This is a genomic window from Pseudomonas sp. D4-21, assembly GCF_051132125.1.
GTDB lineage: Bacteria > Pseudomonadota > Gammaproteobacteria > Pseudomonadales > Pseudomonadaceae > Aquipseudomonas.
Genome location: NZ_CP071664.1, coordinates 597,825 through 611,906, shown reverse-complemented (window position 1 = coordinate 611,906; position 14,082 = coordinate 597,825). Strand labels below are relative to the sequence as shown.

Sequence of the window (14,082 nt, the reverse complement as noted above, 5' to 3'; positions counted from 1 at the left end):
GATAGACGGCTGCCTTTAAAATTACTCTAATGAGCTTAGTGGCGAACTGATTGCCCTGCCGACAGTCGAAGCGGGTAACTTTTTGCCTTTCCCTGTTCCACGAAGGACGCCCATGTCGCTTTTTAGAATCGCTTCCCTGGCCGCCATCGCCCTGACCCTGGGTGCTTGCCAAAGCCTCTTCCAACCCAATTACCGAGCGCCCCTGGAGGCGACTCGCGATGCGTCGGAGCAATTGCAGCCCGGTTGCGCCAGTGCCGACTGCCCGCTGGTGAACATCGACACCCTGCGCTTTCCCGCCGAGCCGGCCCTGGACGGCATCATCGAAAAACGCCTGTTGCAAATGACCCGCACCAGCCCGGACGCCCCTGCGGCTCCGACGCTGGCCGCCTATCGCGAGCAGTTCCTGCGCAGCGCCGCACCGCGCAACAGCAGCTATTTGCAGGCCAAGGTACGCGAGCAGCATGACGGCTTGGTGATTATCGAATTGTCCAGCTATCTGGACACTGGCGGCGCCCATGGCACGCCGGGTCGCGGTTTCATCAACTATTCGCGCCAGCAGCACAAAGTGCTGACGCTGTCGGACATGCTGCTGCCGGGCCAGGAGGAAGCCTTTTGGAAAGCCGCGCAAGTGGCTCACAACAGCTGGCTGATCAGTACCAAGCTGGATCAGGAACCCGAGTTCCTGAAACAGTGGTCCTTTCAGAAAACCCCACACATCGCGCTGACCTACGGCGGGGTGATCCTCAAGTACGAAGTGAGCACCATCGCGCCGTACGCCCTGGGCCACATCGAATTGAAGATCGCCTACCCACGCCTCAACGGCATCCTCAAGCCCGAGCTGTTTCCCGGCCGTAGCTGAAGGCCCGGCCCAGCAACAGTTGCAGCAACCCTGCCAGGATCAACGATGGCAGGGTTGCACCGATGTCCGGGTAGAAGTTGGCCAGCAGGTGATAAGTGCTCACCCCACCCAACCAGGCCAACAGGGCCGGCCAGCGCAACGCGGCTGACACCACTTGGCTGCTGCGCTTGCGCAGGATGAAGTGGTCCACCAGCACCACGCCGAACAGCGGCGCGAACACCGAGCCGATCAGCAACAGGAAGTTCTGATACTGCGCCAACGGCGCGAAGCAGGCGATCAAGGTGCAGATGACGCCAATCGCCAAGGCCAGGTGCTCGACTTTCAACCCTGACAGCATGCCGCTGGACACCGCCGCCGAGTGGATGTCGGCGAAGGCGTTTTCCGACTCGTCCAACAGAATCAGCAGCAGTGGGATGCCCAGTCCGGCGCCGGCCAGGGCCAGCAGCAATGCGTTGACTTCGCCGCTCGGCGCGAATGCCAGAGTGTAGGCGACGCCCAGGCTCATCAGCCAGAAGTTACCGATGAAGAAGCCCACGGCCGTACCGCCGAAGACATTCTTGGCGCGTTTGCCGAAGCGTGAGTAGTCGGCGATCAGCGGCAACCAAGACAGCGGCATCGCGATGGCGATGTCGAACCCCACCGCCAGCGGCATCGAGCCGTCGCCCGCCTGGGCCCAGAGTGCCGCCAGGTCAGCCTTGGCGAACAGGTTCCAAGTCAGCCAGATGCACGCGGCCAACAGCAGCCAGATGCCCCATTTACGCAGCACCTTACGCACAAAGGTCAGCGGCCCGCTGACGGCAAGCAGGGTCGCCAGGGCGCCGAAGAACAGCGTCCACAGCAGTGGGTTGGAGCCCAGGCTGCCTTCGCTGAAGGCCCGGGCACCGAGCAGGCTGGCGGCGTCGCGCATGACGATGATTTCGAACGACCCCCAACCGATCAGCTGCAGCAGGTTCAATACCGCCGGCACGCTCGCGCCCTTGCCGCCAAGGCTGAGCTTGAGCGCGGCCATGGCCGACAGGCCAGTGTCGCTGCCGATCACCCCGACCGCCGCCAGCAGCAGGACGCCCACCAGCGTGCCGAGGAAAATCGCCAGCAACGAACCGCTCAGGCCCAGGCCCGGCGCGAGCAAGGCACCGACCTGCAAGACCATCAGGCCGATGCCGAGAGAGAACCACAAAGAAAACAGATCGCGAGCGCCGAAGACGCGTTTGTCCAAAGGCACGGCGGCGTCTGGGGAGTAGGTGCTGGGTTGGATGTTCAAGGATTGTTATCTCAGAGGGATATTTTGTTGTTCTGGTGATGGCTTTCGCGAGCAGGCTCGCTCCCACAATAGACCTGCGGTGAACACAAGTTTTGTGAACGACCGAGTTCCACTGTGGGAGCGAGCCTGCTCGCGAAGGCGGCAGTAAAGTCACCACCGCCCCCAGCTCAAATCACACTTTCTTGTAAAGCTGACTACCTTCCTGCTTGAACCGCTCCGCCTGCTCGGCCATCCCCTGGGCGACTTCGACGTCCACCGCTTCAATGCGCTGGTTCGCCGCGTACTCACGCACTTCCTGGGTGATTTTCATCGAGCAGAATTTCGGCCCGCACATCGAGCAGAAATGCGCCACCTTGGCCGAGTCCTTCGGCAGGGTTTCATCGTGGTACGAACGGGCGGTGTCCGGGTCCAGGCCGAGGTTGAACTGGTCTTCCCAGCGGAACTCGAAACGCGCCTTGCTCAAGGCGTTGTCGCGGATCTGCGCGCCCGGGTGGCCCTTGGCAAGGTCGGCGGCGTGGGCGGCGATCTTGTACGTGATGATCCCGGTCTTCACGTCATCCTTGTTCGGCAAGCCGAGGTGCTCCTTCGGCGTGACGTAGCAAAGCATGGCGCAACCGAACCAGCCGATCATCGCCGCACCGATACCGGAGGTGATGTGGTCGTAGCCCGGCGCGATGTCGGTGGTCAGCGGGCCGAGGGTGTAGAACGGCGCCTCGTCGCAGCACTCGAGCTGCTTGTCCATGTTCTCTTTGATCAACTGCATCGGCACATGGCCGGGGCCTTCGATCATGCACTGCACGTCGTGCTTCCAGGCGATCTTGGTCAGCTCGCCAAGGGTTTCCAGCTCGCCGAACTGCGCTTCATCGTTGGCGTCGGCAATCGAGCCCGGACGCAGGCCATCGCCCAGCGAGAAGCTGACGTCGTAGGCCTTCATGATTTCACAGATGTCTTCGAAATGGGTGTAGAGGAAGTTTTCCTTGTGGTGCGCCAGGCACCACTTGGCCATGATCGAACCGCCACGGCTGACGATACCGGTGACGCGCTTGGCGGTCATCGGCACATAGCGCAGCAACACGCCCGCGTGGATGGTGAAGTAGTCGACGCCCTGCTCGGCCTGCTCGATCAGCGTGTCGCGGAACAGTTCCCAGGTCAGGTCTTCGGCCACGCCGCCGACCTTTTCCAGGGCCTGGTAGATTGGCACGGTGCCGATGGGCACGGGCGAATTGCGGATGATCCATTCGCGGGTTTCATGGATGTGCTTGCCGGTGGACAGGTCCATGACCGTGTCCGAACCCCAGCGGATGCCCCAGGTCAGCTTCGCCACTTCTTCTTCGATGGACGAACCCAGGGCACTGTTGCCGATGTTGCCGTTGATCTTCACCAGGAAGTTACGGCCGATGATCATCGGTTCCAGTTCAGTGTGGTTGATGTTGGCTGGGATGATCGCGCGACCACGGGCGATTTCGTCCCGCACGAACTCCGGGGTAATGACTTTCGGCACGCTGGCGCCGAAGCTGTGGCCGGCGTGTTGCTGGTCAAGCAGGCCGGCGGCGCGGGCCACTTCCAGCTTCATGTTCTCGCGGATGGCGACGTATTCCATCTCGGCGGTGATGATGCCTTTGCGCGCATAGTGCATCTGGCTGACGTTGGCGCCCGGCTTGGCGCGACGCGGGTTGTTCACGTGGGCGAAGCGCAGTTGGGTCAGCTCGGGGTCGGCCAGGCGCTCCTGGCCGAAGTTGGAACTCAGGCCCGCCAGGCGCTCGGTGTCGCCACGGGCTTCGATCCAGGGCGAACGCACGTCGGCCAGGCCTTTGCGCACGTCGATAACCACATTCGGGTCGGTGTAGGGGCCCGAGGTGTCGTAGACCACTACCGGCGCGTTGATTTCGCCGCCGAAGTCGGTGGGGGTCACGTCGAGGCTGATTTCGCGCATGGGCACGCGGATATCCGGGCGGCTGCCCTGGACGTAGATTTTTTGCGAGCGGGTAAAGGGCTGAACCGATTGCTGATCGACCTGGGCCGATTCACTGAGGTTGGTCGCGTTTTTTGATTTTGTCGTCATCACGGGCTCTCCAGACACACATCCAGGCAGTGGATTTTTGTCGGAGCGAACCTGTAACGAATGGACGCGCCCCTGCACGACAGTGCGGACGCTGTGCTTGCTGCTCGAGCCTGTTCGAACATCGGAAATCGATTGTCGAACAACATCCCGGACGAAGCACAAGAGGACTCGCCGGGTGACGAGAAATCTTGTTCCCTACGCAGGCGCTAACCTGATCAGGTTCAACGGGATCCGAAATTATTCGATCTCAGCCTCATAGCAAGGCACCCCGACAAGAACCCGGCCAGTCTAGACACAACCGGCGCAGAACGCCATCGCCTGGGCAAAAGCCGTGATGAATGGCGCAAATACAGGATTGTTGCCGTGCGTACGCACAACTACACTCGCTACGCCGCGCGCCTGTTATGCGCATTCAATTTGAACGTAAGGGATCGCCTCATGCTGCGCAAACTCTCACTGGCCCTGGCCGTGTCTTGTGCGTCCAATGGAATGGCCTGGGCCGCCGAAGCGCCTTTATCCACCAAGACCGATCTGGTCAGCGTGTACCAGGAAGCGGTGGACAACAACGCCGACCTGGCCGCCGCTCGTGCCCAGTATGGTGCTCAGAAGGAAGTGGTGCCCCAGGCCCGAGCCGGGCTGCTGCCCAACCTGTCGGCCGGCGCCGACCTGAACAACACCCGTACCGAGCTCGACCAACCGGCGATGACCGCCAACCGCAGCTCAACGGTTTACCAGGCCACCTTGTCGCAGCCGATCTTCCGCGCCGACCGCTGGTTCCAGCTGCAAGCGGCCAAATCGGTCAATGAACAAGCATCGCTGCAGCTGTCCGCCACCGAGCAGAACCTGATCCTGCAAAGCGCTGAAGCCTATTTCAACGTGCTGCGCAGCCAGGACAACCTGGCCTCGACCAAGGCCGAGGAAGCCGCGTTCAAGCGTCAGCTCGACCAGTCCAACGAACGTTTCGACGTGGGCCTGTCGGACAAGACCGACGTGCTGCAATCCCAGGCCAGCTACGACACCGCCCGGGCCAATCGGATCATCGCCCAGCGTCAGGTCGAAGATGCCTTCGAAGCGCTGATCACCCTGACCAACCGCCAGTACAATTCGATCCAGGGCGTCGTTCATACCCTGCCGATCCTGCCGCCGGCGCCCAACGACGCCAAGGCCTGGGTCGACACCGCCGCCAGGCAGAACCTCAACCTGCTGGCCAGCAACTATGCCGTCGATGCCGCCGAAGACACCGTTCGCCAGCGCAAGGCCGGCCACGCGCCGACCCTCGATGCAATTGCCCAGTACCGCAAAGGTGACAACGACGGCCTCGGCTTCACCAACCCAAGCCCCACCGGCCAGCGCTACGGTGGCGACGCCGAGCAACGCACCATTGGCCTGCAATTGAGCATTCCGATCTACAGCGGCGGGCTGACCAGCTCCCAGGTTCGCGAGTCCTACTCGCAACTCACCCAGACCGAGCAGCAGCGCGAAGGCCTGCGCCGGCAGGTGGTGGAAAACACCCGCAACCTGCATCGCGCGGTGAACACCGATGTGGAGCAGGTCCAGGCCCGGCGCCAGTCGATCATCTCGAACCAGAGCGCGGTGGACGCCACGGAGATCGGCTACCAGGTGGGCACTCGCAACATCGTCGATGTACTCGACGCCCAGCGCCAGCTGTACACCTCGGTGCGCGACTACAATAACGCCCGCTATGACTACATCCTGGACAACCTGCGCCTCAAGCAAGCCGCCGGGACCTTGAGCCCGGAAGACCTGCAAGCCCTGTCCCGCTACCTCAAGCCCGATTACAACCCGGACAAGGACTTCCTGCCGCCAGACCTGGCACAAGCGGCGGCACAACAGTTGCGCTCGCGGCCGGCGCAGTAGCACAGCTGCGACAAATCCCCTGTGGCGAGGGAGCTTGCTCCCTCGCCACAGAGCTCAGTCGAGCAAGCGCCCCAACCCATCCAACAACCGCTGCAACGCGCCCTGGTTGCGACGCATCACCGCCAACCCCGACTCGGCCATGCGCTGGGCATCCCGGGGCAGTTCGAACAGACGCTGCACGGCCAGGGCCAGGCCGTGGGCATCTTCCACTTCCGCCAAGGCTCCGGCCGCGCGCAGTTGGGCGGCAATTTCAAGGAAGTTGAACAGGTGCGGCCCGCTGAGCACCGGTTTTGCCAGCGCCGCCGGCTCCAGCAGGTTGTGCCCGCCGTTGGCTACCAGACTTCCGCCGACAAACGCACTGTCAGCCAAGGCATAGAGAAACAACAGTTCACCCATGGTGTCGCCCAGCAGCACCGAAGTTTGTGCGTCGACCGGTCGGGCACTGGAGCGCCGGACCGTGGCGAAGCCCTCACGCTCGCACAGTTGCGCCACCGCATCGAACCGTTCCGGATGACGCGGCACCAAAATCAGCAACGCATCCGGGTAGCTGTCGAGCAACCGACGATGGGCGGCCAGCACCACTTCGTCCTCACCCTCATGGGTACTGGCGGCGATCCACACCGGGCGCTCCACCGCTTGCCATTGACGGCGCAAGGCACTGGCGCTTTCCAGCAGTTGCGGGTCGATGGTCAGGTCGAACTTGATGGAGCCGGTCACTTCAACGGTTTCCGCCCTGGCACCGAGTTGACGAAAGCGCTCTGCCTCGGCTTCGGTCTGCACGGCAAACAGGCCCATCTCAGCAAGCATCGGCCGGGTCAGCTTGGGAAAACGGGCATAACCGCGCGCCGAACGCTCCGACAGCCGCGCGTTGGCCAACGCCACGGGGATACCGCGCAGGGCGCATTGATGGATGTGGTTGGGCCACAGTTCGGTTTCCATGATCACCGCCAGTTTCGGCCGGACCTGGTCGAGAAAACGCTTGGCCGCGCACGGCAGGTCATAAGGCAGGTAGCAATGCTGGATGCGCGGCTCATCGGCGAACAACGCCCTGATCCGCTCCGAACCGGTGGGCGTCATGCACGTCACCGTGATCGGCAGTTGTGGGTAGCGTTGCAACAACGCGCGAATCATCGGCGCAGCGGCAATGCTCTCGCCCACTGACACCGCGTGGACCCAGATGCCGCCCGGCGCCATCGTCGGCAAGCCCCACGAGAAACGCTCGCCGATACGCCGCGCATACGCCGGTGCCTTGCGAGCCCGCAGCCACAGCCGAATCGCCACCAGTGGCAGCCCCAGATAAAACAATGCGCTATAGAGAGTTCTGTTCATGGCGGCGGAGTTTATCGGTTTTTCAGCCGAGCGCCTGCAACTGCACGGCAAAACGTTCCGCCAGCCAACGGGCCGCCGGGCCCAGGGGTTCGTCGCGGCGCCAGACCAGCTCCACCACCAGGGCCGGCGGGGTCCATTCACTGTTGAGCTCGACCATGTCCCCCAGGTACGCCGGGTACTGCACGACGTGCCGCGGCAGCCAGGCCCAGCCCAGCCCACTTCTCAACCACTCGGCCAGCACGTAGAAGCTGTCGGCCCGCCAGACTTGCGGGCTGGCCTGCTCGCTGCCGGGATAGACGCTGGATTGGGTCGCCATCAGCAATTGCCGGTGCCGGGCCATCTCCAGGCAGGTCACGTAATCATGGCTCGCCAAGGGATGCCCCCGGCCGCACACCGTGACCATCTCGACGCTACCCAATACCCGGCGCTCCAGCGCCTCGGGAATCTGATCGTGATAAAACAACAACCCGAGATCGGCGCGACGCTCCACCAGCTTGCGCGCCACATCGCCCTGGGCGGCGCTGGCCAGTTGCACTTCTAGGGTGGGAAACCGTTCGGCCAGCGCCGCCAGGCTGTCGATAACGGGCTGATAGGGCATGGCCTCGTCCTGGGCCAGGCGTAGCGATGCCTCCTGCCCGCGCATCAGGGCCAAGGCCCGGCCGTTGAGGCGTTCGCATTGGCGTAACACTTCCCGGGCCTCCTCAAGCAGCGCCACGCCCGCATCGGTGAGTTTGGGCTGGCGACCACTGCTGCGCTCGAACAGGCTCACCCCCAGGTCCTCTTCCAGCAGTGCAATCGCACTGCTGACAGCCGACTGAGCCTTGCGCTGATCCCGGGCCACCGCGGAAAACGACCGCTTCTCGGCGACACCGACGAACAGTCGCAATTGCTCCAGGTTCCATTGAACATTCATCGCTCAACCTATCTCTATCGCAGATAGGTAATGACTTTACCCCATTTGGCCATTCCCTAGAATGGGCCCATCGAACGACGCAACGACCCGAGAGGAATCGCTCATGAACGCCTATTACTACCTCGCCATCGCCATCTGCGCCGAAGTGATCGCCACCGTATCGATGAAAGCGATCAAGGGCTTGAGCACGCCCCTGCCCTTGTTGTTGGTCATCGCCGGCTATGGCACTGCGTTCTGGATGCTGACGCTGGTGGTGCGCACCGTTCCAGTGGGGGTGGCCTATGCGGTCTGGGCCGGCTTGGGGATCGTGATGGTCAGCGTCGCGGCGCTGTTTATCTATGGGCAGAAACTGGACGTGCCGGCGATGCTGGGGATGGCGTTGATTGTGTTGGGGGTGGTGGTGATCCAGTTGTTTTCCAAGACTGCAGGACATTGAAGCAGCGCAGCTCCAAGCCTCAAGCTGCAAGCACAAGCGATACCCTCTCGCTTGTAACTTGCAGCTCGAAGCTTGAAACTTGCCGCTTAATTTCCTCCGAGGTCGCTGCATGCCATCCGTTATTTCCACCGACGTCCTCATTGTCGGCGCCGGAGTCGCCGGCCTCTGGCTGAATGCGCGCTTGCGCCGCCAGGGGTTTTCAACCGTGCTGGTGGAAAGCGCCAGCCTTGGCGGCGGGCAGAGCGTCAAATCCCAGGGCATCATCCATGGCGGCGCCAAGTATGCGTTGCACGGAGCCCTGACTGGCGCCTCGGAAGCCATTGCCGACATGCCGCGCCGTTGGCGCGAGGCCCTCAAGGGCGACGGTGAGCTGGACCTGTCGGGGGTACGCATGTTGTCCGACGCCCATTACCTCTGGTCCCCAGGCACCCTGGCCGGCAACCTTACGAGCTTTTTCGCCAGCAAGGCCGTGCGCGGGCGCGTCGACCAGGTCAAGGGCGACCAACTGCCGCCAGCCCTGCAAGACAAGCGTTTCAAAGGCAAAGTCTACCGCCTGGCCGAGTTGGTGGTGGATGTTCCCAGCCTGATCGCGCGCCTGGCAGACCTGGCCGGCGACAGCCTGCTGGCCGGGCAGCAGGTCGAACCGTTGCACGAGGAAGGCCAACTTGTCGGACTGAAGGTCGACGGTCGCGAAATCCGCGCCCAGCGCATCGTCCTCAGTGCCGGCGGCGGCACCGCCGACCTGCTCCGCGCCCTGGGCCTCGACCAGCCGGCCATGCAGACCCGGCCGTTGCACATGGTCCTGGCGAAGGGCCCCAGCCTCAAGCCGCTTTACGCCCATTGCCTGGGTGGCGGGCCGAAGCCCCGGGTGACTGTGACCACCCATCCGGCCGCCGATGGCCAATGGGTCTGGTATCTGGGAGGCGATCTTGCCGAGGGGGATGCCGTCGCCCGCGAGCCCGCTGCGCAGATCGCCGTCGCCCAGAAAGAGCTCGGCCAGTTGCTGCCGTGGATCGACCTGAGCACCGCACAATGGGCCACGTTGCGGGTCGCCCGCGCCGAGCCGCTGCAATCGGGCCTGACCCGCCCGGATAACGCCTTTGTCGCCGAGCAGGGTCGCCTGCTGGTGGGCTGGCCGACCAAGCTCGCCTTGGCCCCGGACTTCTCCGACCGGGTGATCGCCGCGCTGCAACGCGATGGTATCCAGCCCAGCCATACCACCCCGCTGCCGGACCTGCCCAAGCCGCCCATGGGCGTTCCCGCCTGGGAGCAACTGCTGCCATGAGCCAGCCGACACTCCACGATCTGCGTCGCCCGCTGGGCAAAAACGGCCCGTTGGTTTCGCCCCTGGGCCTGGGCACGGTCAAGCTGGGCCGCGACCAGGGCGTCAAGTACCCCAGCGGTTTCCAGATTCCGGATGACACCGAAGCGCGCATGCTGCTCAAGCTGGCGCGCGACCTGGGCATCAACCTGATCGACACCGCGCCTGCCTATGGCCGCAGCGAGGAACGCCTCGGGCCGCTGTTGCGCGGCCAGCGTCACGACTGGGTGATCGTCAGCAAAGTCGGCGAGGAATTCAGCGATGGCCAGTCCCGTCATGACTTCAGCGCTGCTCATACGCGGCTCTCGGTTGAACGCAGCCTCCAGCGCCTGGAAACGGACTACATCGACCTGGTACTGGTGCATTCGGACGGCAATGACCTGGCGATCCTCGACGACAGCGAGGTCTACCCGACCCTGGCGGCGCTCAAGCGCGAGGGCAAGATCGGCGGCTTCGGATTCTCTGGCAAGACCGTCGACGGTGGCTTGAAAGCCCTGGAGCAAGGTGATTGCGCGATGGTCACCTACAATCTGAACGAACGAAGCGAAAAGGCGGTCATTGAGTACGCGGCCGAGCACGGCAAGGCGATCCTGGTGAAAAAAGCCCTGGCCAGCGGTCATGCCTGCCTGAGCCCCGGTGAGGACCCGGTTCGCGCCAGCTTTGAACTGTTGTTTGGGCATCCCGGGGTTGCCAGTGCTATTGTCGGCACCATCAATCCGCTGCACCTCGCCCACAACGTTGCGACCGTAGCCAAGGTCCTACGCAGAAACTGACGCCGCCCTACGCGGCCTTAAGGAAGGAGCCGACATGCCGCGTACGCTCATCAGAAAAAATCCAAGTAACTTCAAGACTCTGCCCCTTTCCGTCGAAGCGACTCCCGAAGGCCTGACTTACCAGAGCGTGGGAATGCCGCTCAATTTTGCCCAGACCTTGCAGCGGCGGCGTCCCGTGGCTGTGGACGATGCCGAGCGTTTCTCCGTGGAGCTTGCGAACCTGGGCGTCTCGGTGCGCCTGACCCTGCACTGGCAGAACCGCGAGTATTGGGTATTGGTGCGTCAGCGTCGCCAGGATCGCGGCGACGTGGTGCTCAAGCTGATCTCCGGCTATGTCCCGGCCCATGAGCTGAACCTGCCGCTGCTTACCGCCATCAACGAAATAGCCGAAGAATGCCTTTTAGAAACACCGGAAGGTTGGCTCGGCGGACGCTTCAACGACACCTGGCTCCCGGCGCCTTATTCGAGCGCACTGCATTATCGCGAAGCCTTGCCGTTTCGCCTGGCTCCGCTGTCCGGCTCGGCCCGGCCGGTGCGCTGCGCCAATCTGCAACTGATCGAACGACCACGGGCCTACGTGCATCTGCCGACGGCCTCCCTGCAATTGATTTATGACTTGCGCCTGGACGTGCCCAAGGAAGCCAAGTCACTGAGCCTGTTTCATGTCGATGAGCGTCTGGAGGGCGACCAATTGGTGGCGCGCCTGGACCGCAAGCGACCCGATCTTTACCTGATGCCGCTGCAGGACGGACAACCGCTGCCCGAACTGTATACATTGAAGAAAGATCAGCTGCTTGCGGCCAGCACCCGCGGCTTATACCTGGCGGAGAGCTTCGCCCGGCAGGACGGTTGGCTGGTGCGTGACGAGCGGATTCGCTGGAAGGACTGGTTACGCCAGCAAGGGCTGACGACACCGGGCAAGGAGTCCGGGCTGACCCGGCTCAAGGGCAAGGCGCGGCAACTGCTCAAGAAAATCGTCCCGAGCAAGGTGGCTCGTTAGGCCTGACGCCGATTTTTCTGACCGGACAACGAACCCTTGTGGGAGCGAGCGTGCTCGCATCCACAAGTGCTGCGCTTTGTCAGATAAATCAGTTATTGCGGATCTTTTCCACAATCGCCGTCGTCGAGCTGTTTTCCACCAGCCCCAGCACCTTCACCGTGCCCCCATAGGCGGAAACGATGTCGGCACCCACGACCTGGTCGATACCGTAGTCGCCGCCCTTGACCAGCACATCCGGCTTGACCTGGCGCAACAGGTTTTCCGGCGTGCCTTCGCTGAAGCTGATCACCCAATCCACCGCGCCAAGGCCGGCCAGGACCGCCATGCGGCGGTCGACGCTGTTGATCGGCCGGCCCGGCCCTTTCAAGCGGCTCACGGAAGCATCGTCATTGACCGCGACGATCAAGCGATCACCCTGGGCCCGGGCCTGCTCGAGGTAGGTCACATGGCCAGCATGGAGGATGTCGAAACAACCGTTGGTGAAAACGATTTTCTCTTTATGGGCGCGCGCGTCATCGACAGCCAGCAATAGTTGCTCCAGCCCCAGCACACCGCGCTCCGATCCCTCTTCGCGCTGGATCGCGCGCCGCAGTTCCGGGGCGCTGATCGCCGCCGTACCCAGCTTGCCGACGACAATGCCCGCCGCCAGGTTCGCCAGGGCAACCGCGTGGGGCAGTTCCTCGCCGGCGGCAATCGCCGCGGCCAGGGTGGAGATCACCGTGTCACCGGCGCCCGTCACGTCAAATACTTCGCGGGCACGGGCCGGAAGGTGCAGGGCCGGATGATCGGGACGCAGCAGGGTCATGCCGTGCTCGCCGCGGGTAACCAGCAACGCCCCAAGATCCAGGTCGTGCATCAGCTGTGCGCCCTTGCTCACCAGTTCGTGCTCATCGGCGCAACCACCGACGATGGCTTCGAACTCGCTGAGGTTAGGGGTAATCAGGCTCGCGCCACGGTAGATGGAAAAATCCTTGCCCTTGGGGTCGGCCAGCACGGGAATACCGCGGGCACGGGCAGCCTGGATCAGCACTTGATGGTTCTTCAACGCGCCCTTGCCGTAGTCCGACAACACCAGGACCTTGATACCGTCGAGCAGGTTGTCGACCTCGGCGCCCAGGGACAGCGGGTCGGTGGCGAACGGTTCTTCGAAGTCGATGCGCAGCAGTTGCTGGTGACGACTGATGACCCGCAGCTTGACGATGGTCGGCTGGTGCGCGATGCGCTGGAAGATCGCCCGCACGCCAGCGCCTTCCAGGCTGTTGGCCAGGCTCTCTGCCGCTTCATCGTCACCGGTCACGCCGACCAGGGAAGCCGGGGCGCCGAGGGCGGCGATGTTCAGGGCAACGTTGGCGGCACCGCCGGGACGGTCCTCGATGTGCTCGACCCTGACCACCGGTACCGGCGCCTCGGGGGAAATCCGTGATGTACCGCCATGCCAATAGCGGTCGAGCATGACATCGCCGACCACCAATACAGGGGCTTGATCGAATCGCGGCATGGACAACTTCATGGAACATCCCACATACAAAATGAACAGGGGCGCGATATTAGCACAGGGTTGGGGGAGGCTCGTCCATGGCGGTGACCGGAAGTATCAAGCCGCGCTTTCATTGTTTTCACACAGCAATGCCATCATCTGCGCGCAGGCCTGGGCCAGCTCCATCTCGCTGGTATCGATTTCGCATTCGGCCGCCAGCGGCGCCTCGTAAGGACTATCGAGACCGGTGAAATGCTTGATCCGCCCGGCGAGGGCTTCGCGGTACAGCCCCTTGGGGTCGCGCTCGGCACACACGTCGAACGGCGTACTGACGTAGACTTCGATGAAGTCATTATGGGAAAAGAGCCGTCGTGCCGCGTCTCGATCGGCCCGAAACGGCGAAATCGCCGCGACGATGACAATCAGCCCTGCTTCGACCATCAAGCGCGCCACTTCGGCTATTCGCCGCACGTTTTCCTTTCGGGAGCCGGCATCCATCCCAAGGTCACTGCAAAGCCCCCTGCGCAGGTTGTCGCCGTCCAGCAAAGCGGTATGCAGGCCTTGCTGGTGAAGGCGAACTTCCAGGGCATTGGCCAAGGTCGACTTTCCAGCCCCCGACAGCCCGGTCAACCAGAAACAGCGAGGCCGCTGGATCTTGATGGCCGCCCGGTCCGAGGGCGAAAGTGTCAGCGCGCCCGGCTGAGCCTGCGATTGTTGCTTTGATGCCCTTGTTGTCTCATCCATGTCGAGCATTCCATCGTCGTCATGCACAA

The 14,082-nt window shown here is 63.1% G+C and carries 12 protein-coding genes and 1 riboswitch; of the genes, 6 read left to right on the top strand and 6 right to left on the bottom strand.

What is annotated here, in order from left to right:
- Positions 1 to 112 precede the first annotated feature (112 nt).
- A complete protein-coding gene (locus J3Q04_RS02705; RefSeq protein WP_434608111.1) occupies positions 113 to 859 on the top strand; it encodes a DUF3298 domain-containing protein in 747 nt (248 codons plus the stop codon).
- Here the strand turns inward: J3Q04_RS02705 and cytX are convergent.
- Positions 828 to 2,120, bottom strand: coding sequence for a putative hydroxymethylpyrimidine transporter CytX (gene cytX / locus J3Q04_RS02700; protein WP_434560986.1), 1,293 nt, complete (start codon positions 2,118 to 2,120; stop codon positions 828 to 830). The two genes, J3Q04_RS02705 and cytX, sit on opposite strands and share 32 nt — an antisense overlap.
- A gap of 172 nt (positions 2,121 to 2,292) precedes the next feature.
- On the bottom strand, positions 2,293 to 4,182 hold the full coding sequence (gene thiC, locus J3Q04_RS02695) for a phosphomethylpyrimidine synthase ThiC (protein WP_420766165.1): 1,890 nt from the start codon (positions 4,180 to 4,182) through the stop codon (positions 2,293 to 2,295).
- Positions 4,183 to 4,357: 175 nt separating this feature from the next.
- Positions 4,358 to 4,463, bottom strand: a riboswitch (TPP riboswitch).
- Positions 4,464 to 4,620: 157 nt separating this feature from the next.
- Here thiC and J3Q04_RS02690 point away from each other — a divergent pair.
- Positions 4,621 to 6,060, top strand: coding sequence for a TolC family outer membrane protein (locus tag J3Q04_RS02690; protein ID WP_434564157.1), 1,440 nt, complete (start codon positions 4,621 to 4,623; stop codon positions 6,058 to 6,060).
- 54 nt (positions 6,061 to 6,114) lie between these two features.
- On the opposite strand, the gene waaA is transcribed toward J3Q04_RS02690, so the two are convergent.
- Both waaA and J3Q04_RS02680 read right to left on the bottom strand, forming a co-directional pair.
- On the bottom strand, positions 6,115 to 7,389 hold the full coding sequence (gene waaA / locus J3Q04_RS02685; RefSeq protein ID WP_434608113.1) for a lipid IV(A) 3-deoxy-D-manno-octulosonic acid transferase: 1,275 nt from the start codon (positions 7,387 to 7,389) through the stop codon (positions 6,115 to 6,117).
- A 22-nt stretch (positions 7,390 to 7,411) separates the two neighbouring features.
- Positions 7,412 to 8,302 carry a LysR family transcriptional regulator gene (locus J3Q04_RS02680; RefSeq protein ID WP_420766163.1) on the bottom strand — a complete coding sequence of 297 codons (891 nt, stop codon included), beginning with the start codon at positions 8,300 to 8,302 and terminating at the stop codon, positions 7,412 to 7,414.
- Positions 8,303 to 8,405: 103 nt separating this feature from the next.
- Here J3Q04_RS02680 and J3Q04_RS02675 point away from each other — a divergent pair, with 103 nt between their 5' ends.
- The 4 genes from J3Q04_RS02675 to J3Q04_RS02660 all read left to right on the top strand — a co-directional run bounded on the left by J3Q04_RS02675 (position 8,406) and on the right by J3Q04_RS02660 (position 11,832).
- Positions 8,406 to 8,738: a DMT family transporter gene (locus J3Q04_RS02675; RefSeq protein WP_109752132.1), complete on the top strand. Its 333-nt coding sequence runs from the start codon at positions 8,406 to 8,408 to the stop codon at positions 8,736 to 8,738.
- Between the two features lie 109 nt (positions 8,739 to 8,847).
- Positions 8,848 to 10,023: an NAD(P)/FAD-dependent oxidoreductase gene (locus J3Q04_RS02670; RefSeq protein WP_434608116.1), complete on the top strand. Its 1,176-nt coding sequence runs from the start codon at positions 8,848 to 8,850 to the stop codon at positions 10,021 to 10,023.
- Positions 10,020 to 10,832, top strand: coding sequence for an aldo/keto reductase (locus J3Q04_RS02665; RefSeq protein WP_434608119.1), 813 nt, complete (start codon positions 10,020 to 10,022; stop codon positions 10,830 to 10,832). Before J3Q04_RS02670 ends, J3Q04_RS02665 begins: the two co-directional genes overlap by 4 nt.
- A gap of 34 nt (positions 10,833 to 10,866) precedes the next feature.
- Positions 10,867 to 11,832: a metal ABC transporter ATPase gene (locus J3Q04_RS02660; RefSeq protein ID WP_434608122.1), complete on the top strand. Its 966-nt coding sequence runs from the start codon at positions 10,867 to 10,869 to the stop codon at positions 11,830 to 11,832.
- Positions 11,833 to 11,920: 88 nt separating this feature from the next.
- Here the strand turns inward: J3Q04_RS02660 and hldE are convergent, their stop codons facing one another.
- On the bottom strand, positions 11,921 to 13,342 hold the full coding sequence (hldE, locus tag J3Q04_RS02655; RefSeq protein WP_420766159.1) for a bifunctional D-glycero-beta-D-manno-heptose-7-phosphate kinase/D-glycero-beta-D-manno-heptose 1-phosphate adenylyltransferase HldE: 1,422 nt from the start codon (positions 13,340 to 13,342) through the stop codon (positions 11,921 to 11,923).
- 84 nt (positions 13,343 to 13,426) lie between these two features.
- On the bottom strand, positions 13,427 to 14,053 hold the full coding sequence (gene cysC, locus J3Q04_RS02650) for an adenylyl-sulfate kinase (protein WP_434608124.1): 627 nt from the start codon (positions 14,051 to 14,053) through the stop codon (positions 13,427 to 13,429).
- Positions 14,054 to 14,082 lie beyond the last annotated feature (29 nt).

Excerpts from the sequence above, each read along its gene's own strand:
- hldE (WP_420766159.1), bottom strand. The coding sequence starts at position 13,342 with ATGAAGTTGTCCATGCCGCGATTCGATCAAGCCCCTGTATTGGTGGTC.
- J3Q04_RS02675 (WP_109752132.1), top strand. The coding sequence starts at position 8,406 with ATGAACGCCTATTACTACCTCGCCATCGCCATCTGCGCCGAAGTGATC.
- J3Q04_RS02680 (WP_420766163.1), bottom strand. The coding sequence starts at position 8,302 with ATGAATGTTCAATGGAACCTGGAGCAATTGCGACTGTTCGTCGGTGTC.
- cysC (WP_434608124.1), bottom strand. The coding sequence starts at position 14,053 with ATGGATGAGACAACAAGGGCATCAAAGCAACAATCGCAGGCTCAGCCG.
- J3Q04_RS02670 (WP_434608116.1), top strand. The coding sequence starts at position 8,848 with ATGCCATCCGTTATTTCCACCGACGTCCTCATTGTCGGCGCCGGAGTC.
- J3Q04_RS02705 (WP_434608111.1), top strand. The coding sequence starts at position 113 with ATGTCGCTTTTTAGAATCGCTTCCCTGGCCGCCATCGCCCTGACCCTG.
- waaA (WP_434608113.1), bottom strand. The coding sequence starts at position 7,389 with ATGAACAGAACTCTCTATAGCGCATTGTTTTATCTGGGGCTGCCACTG.
- J3Q04_RS02665 (WP_434608119.1), top strand. The coding sequence starts at position 10,020 with ATGAGCCAGCCGACACTCCACGATCTGCGTCGCCCGCTGGGCAAAAAC.
- J3Q04_RS02660 (WP_434608122.1), top strand. The coding sequence starts at position 10,867 with ATGCCGCGTACGCTCATCAGAAAAAATCCAAGTAACTTCAAGACTCTG.
- J3Q04_RS02690 (WP_434564157.1), top strand. The coding sequence starts at position 4,621 with ATGCTGCGCAAACTCTCACTGGCCCTGGCCGTGTCTTGTGCGTCCAAT.
- thiC (WP_420766165.1), bottom strand. The coding sequence starts at position 4,182 with ATGACGACAAAATCAAAAAACGCGACCAACCTCAGTGAATCGGCCCAG.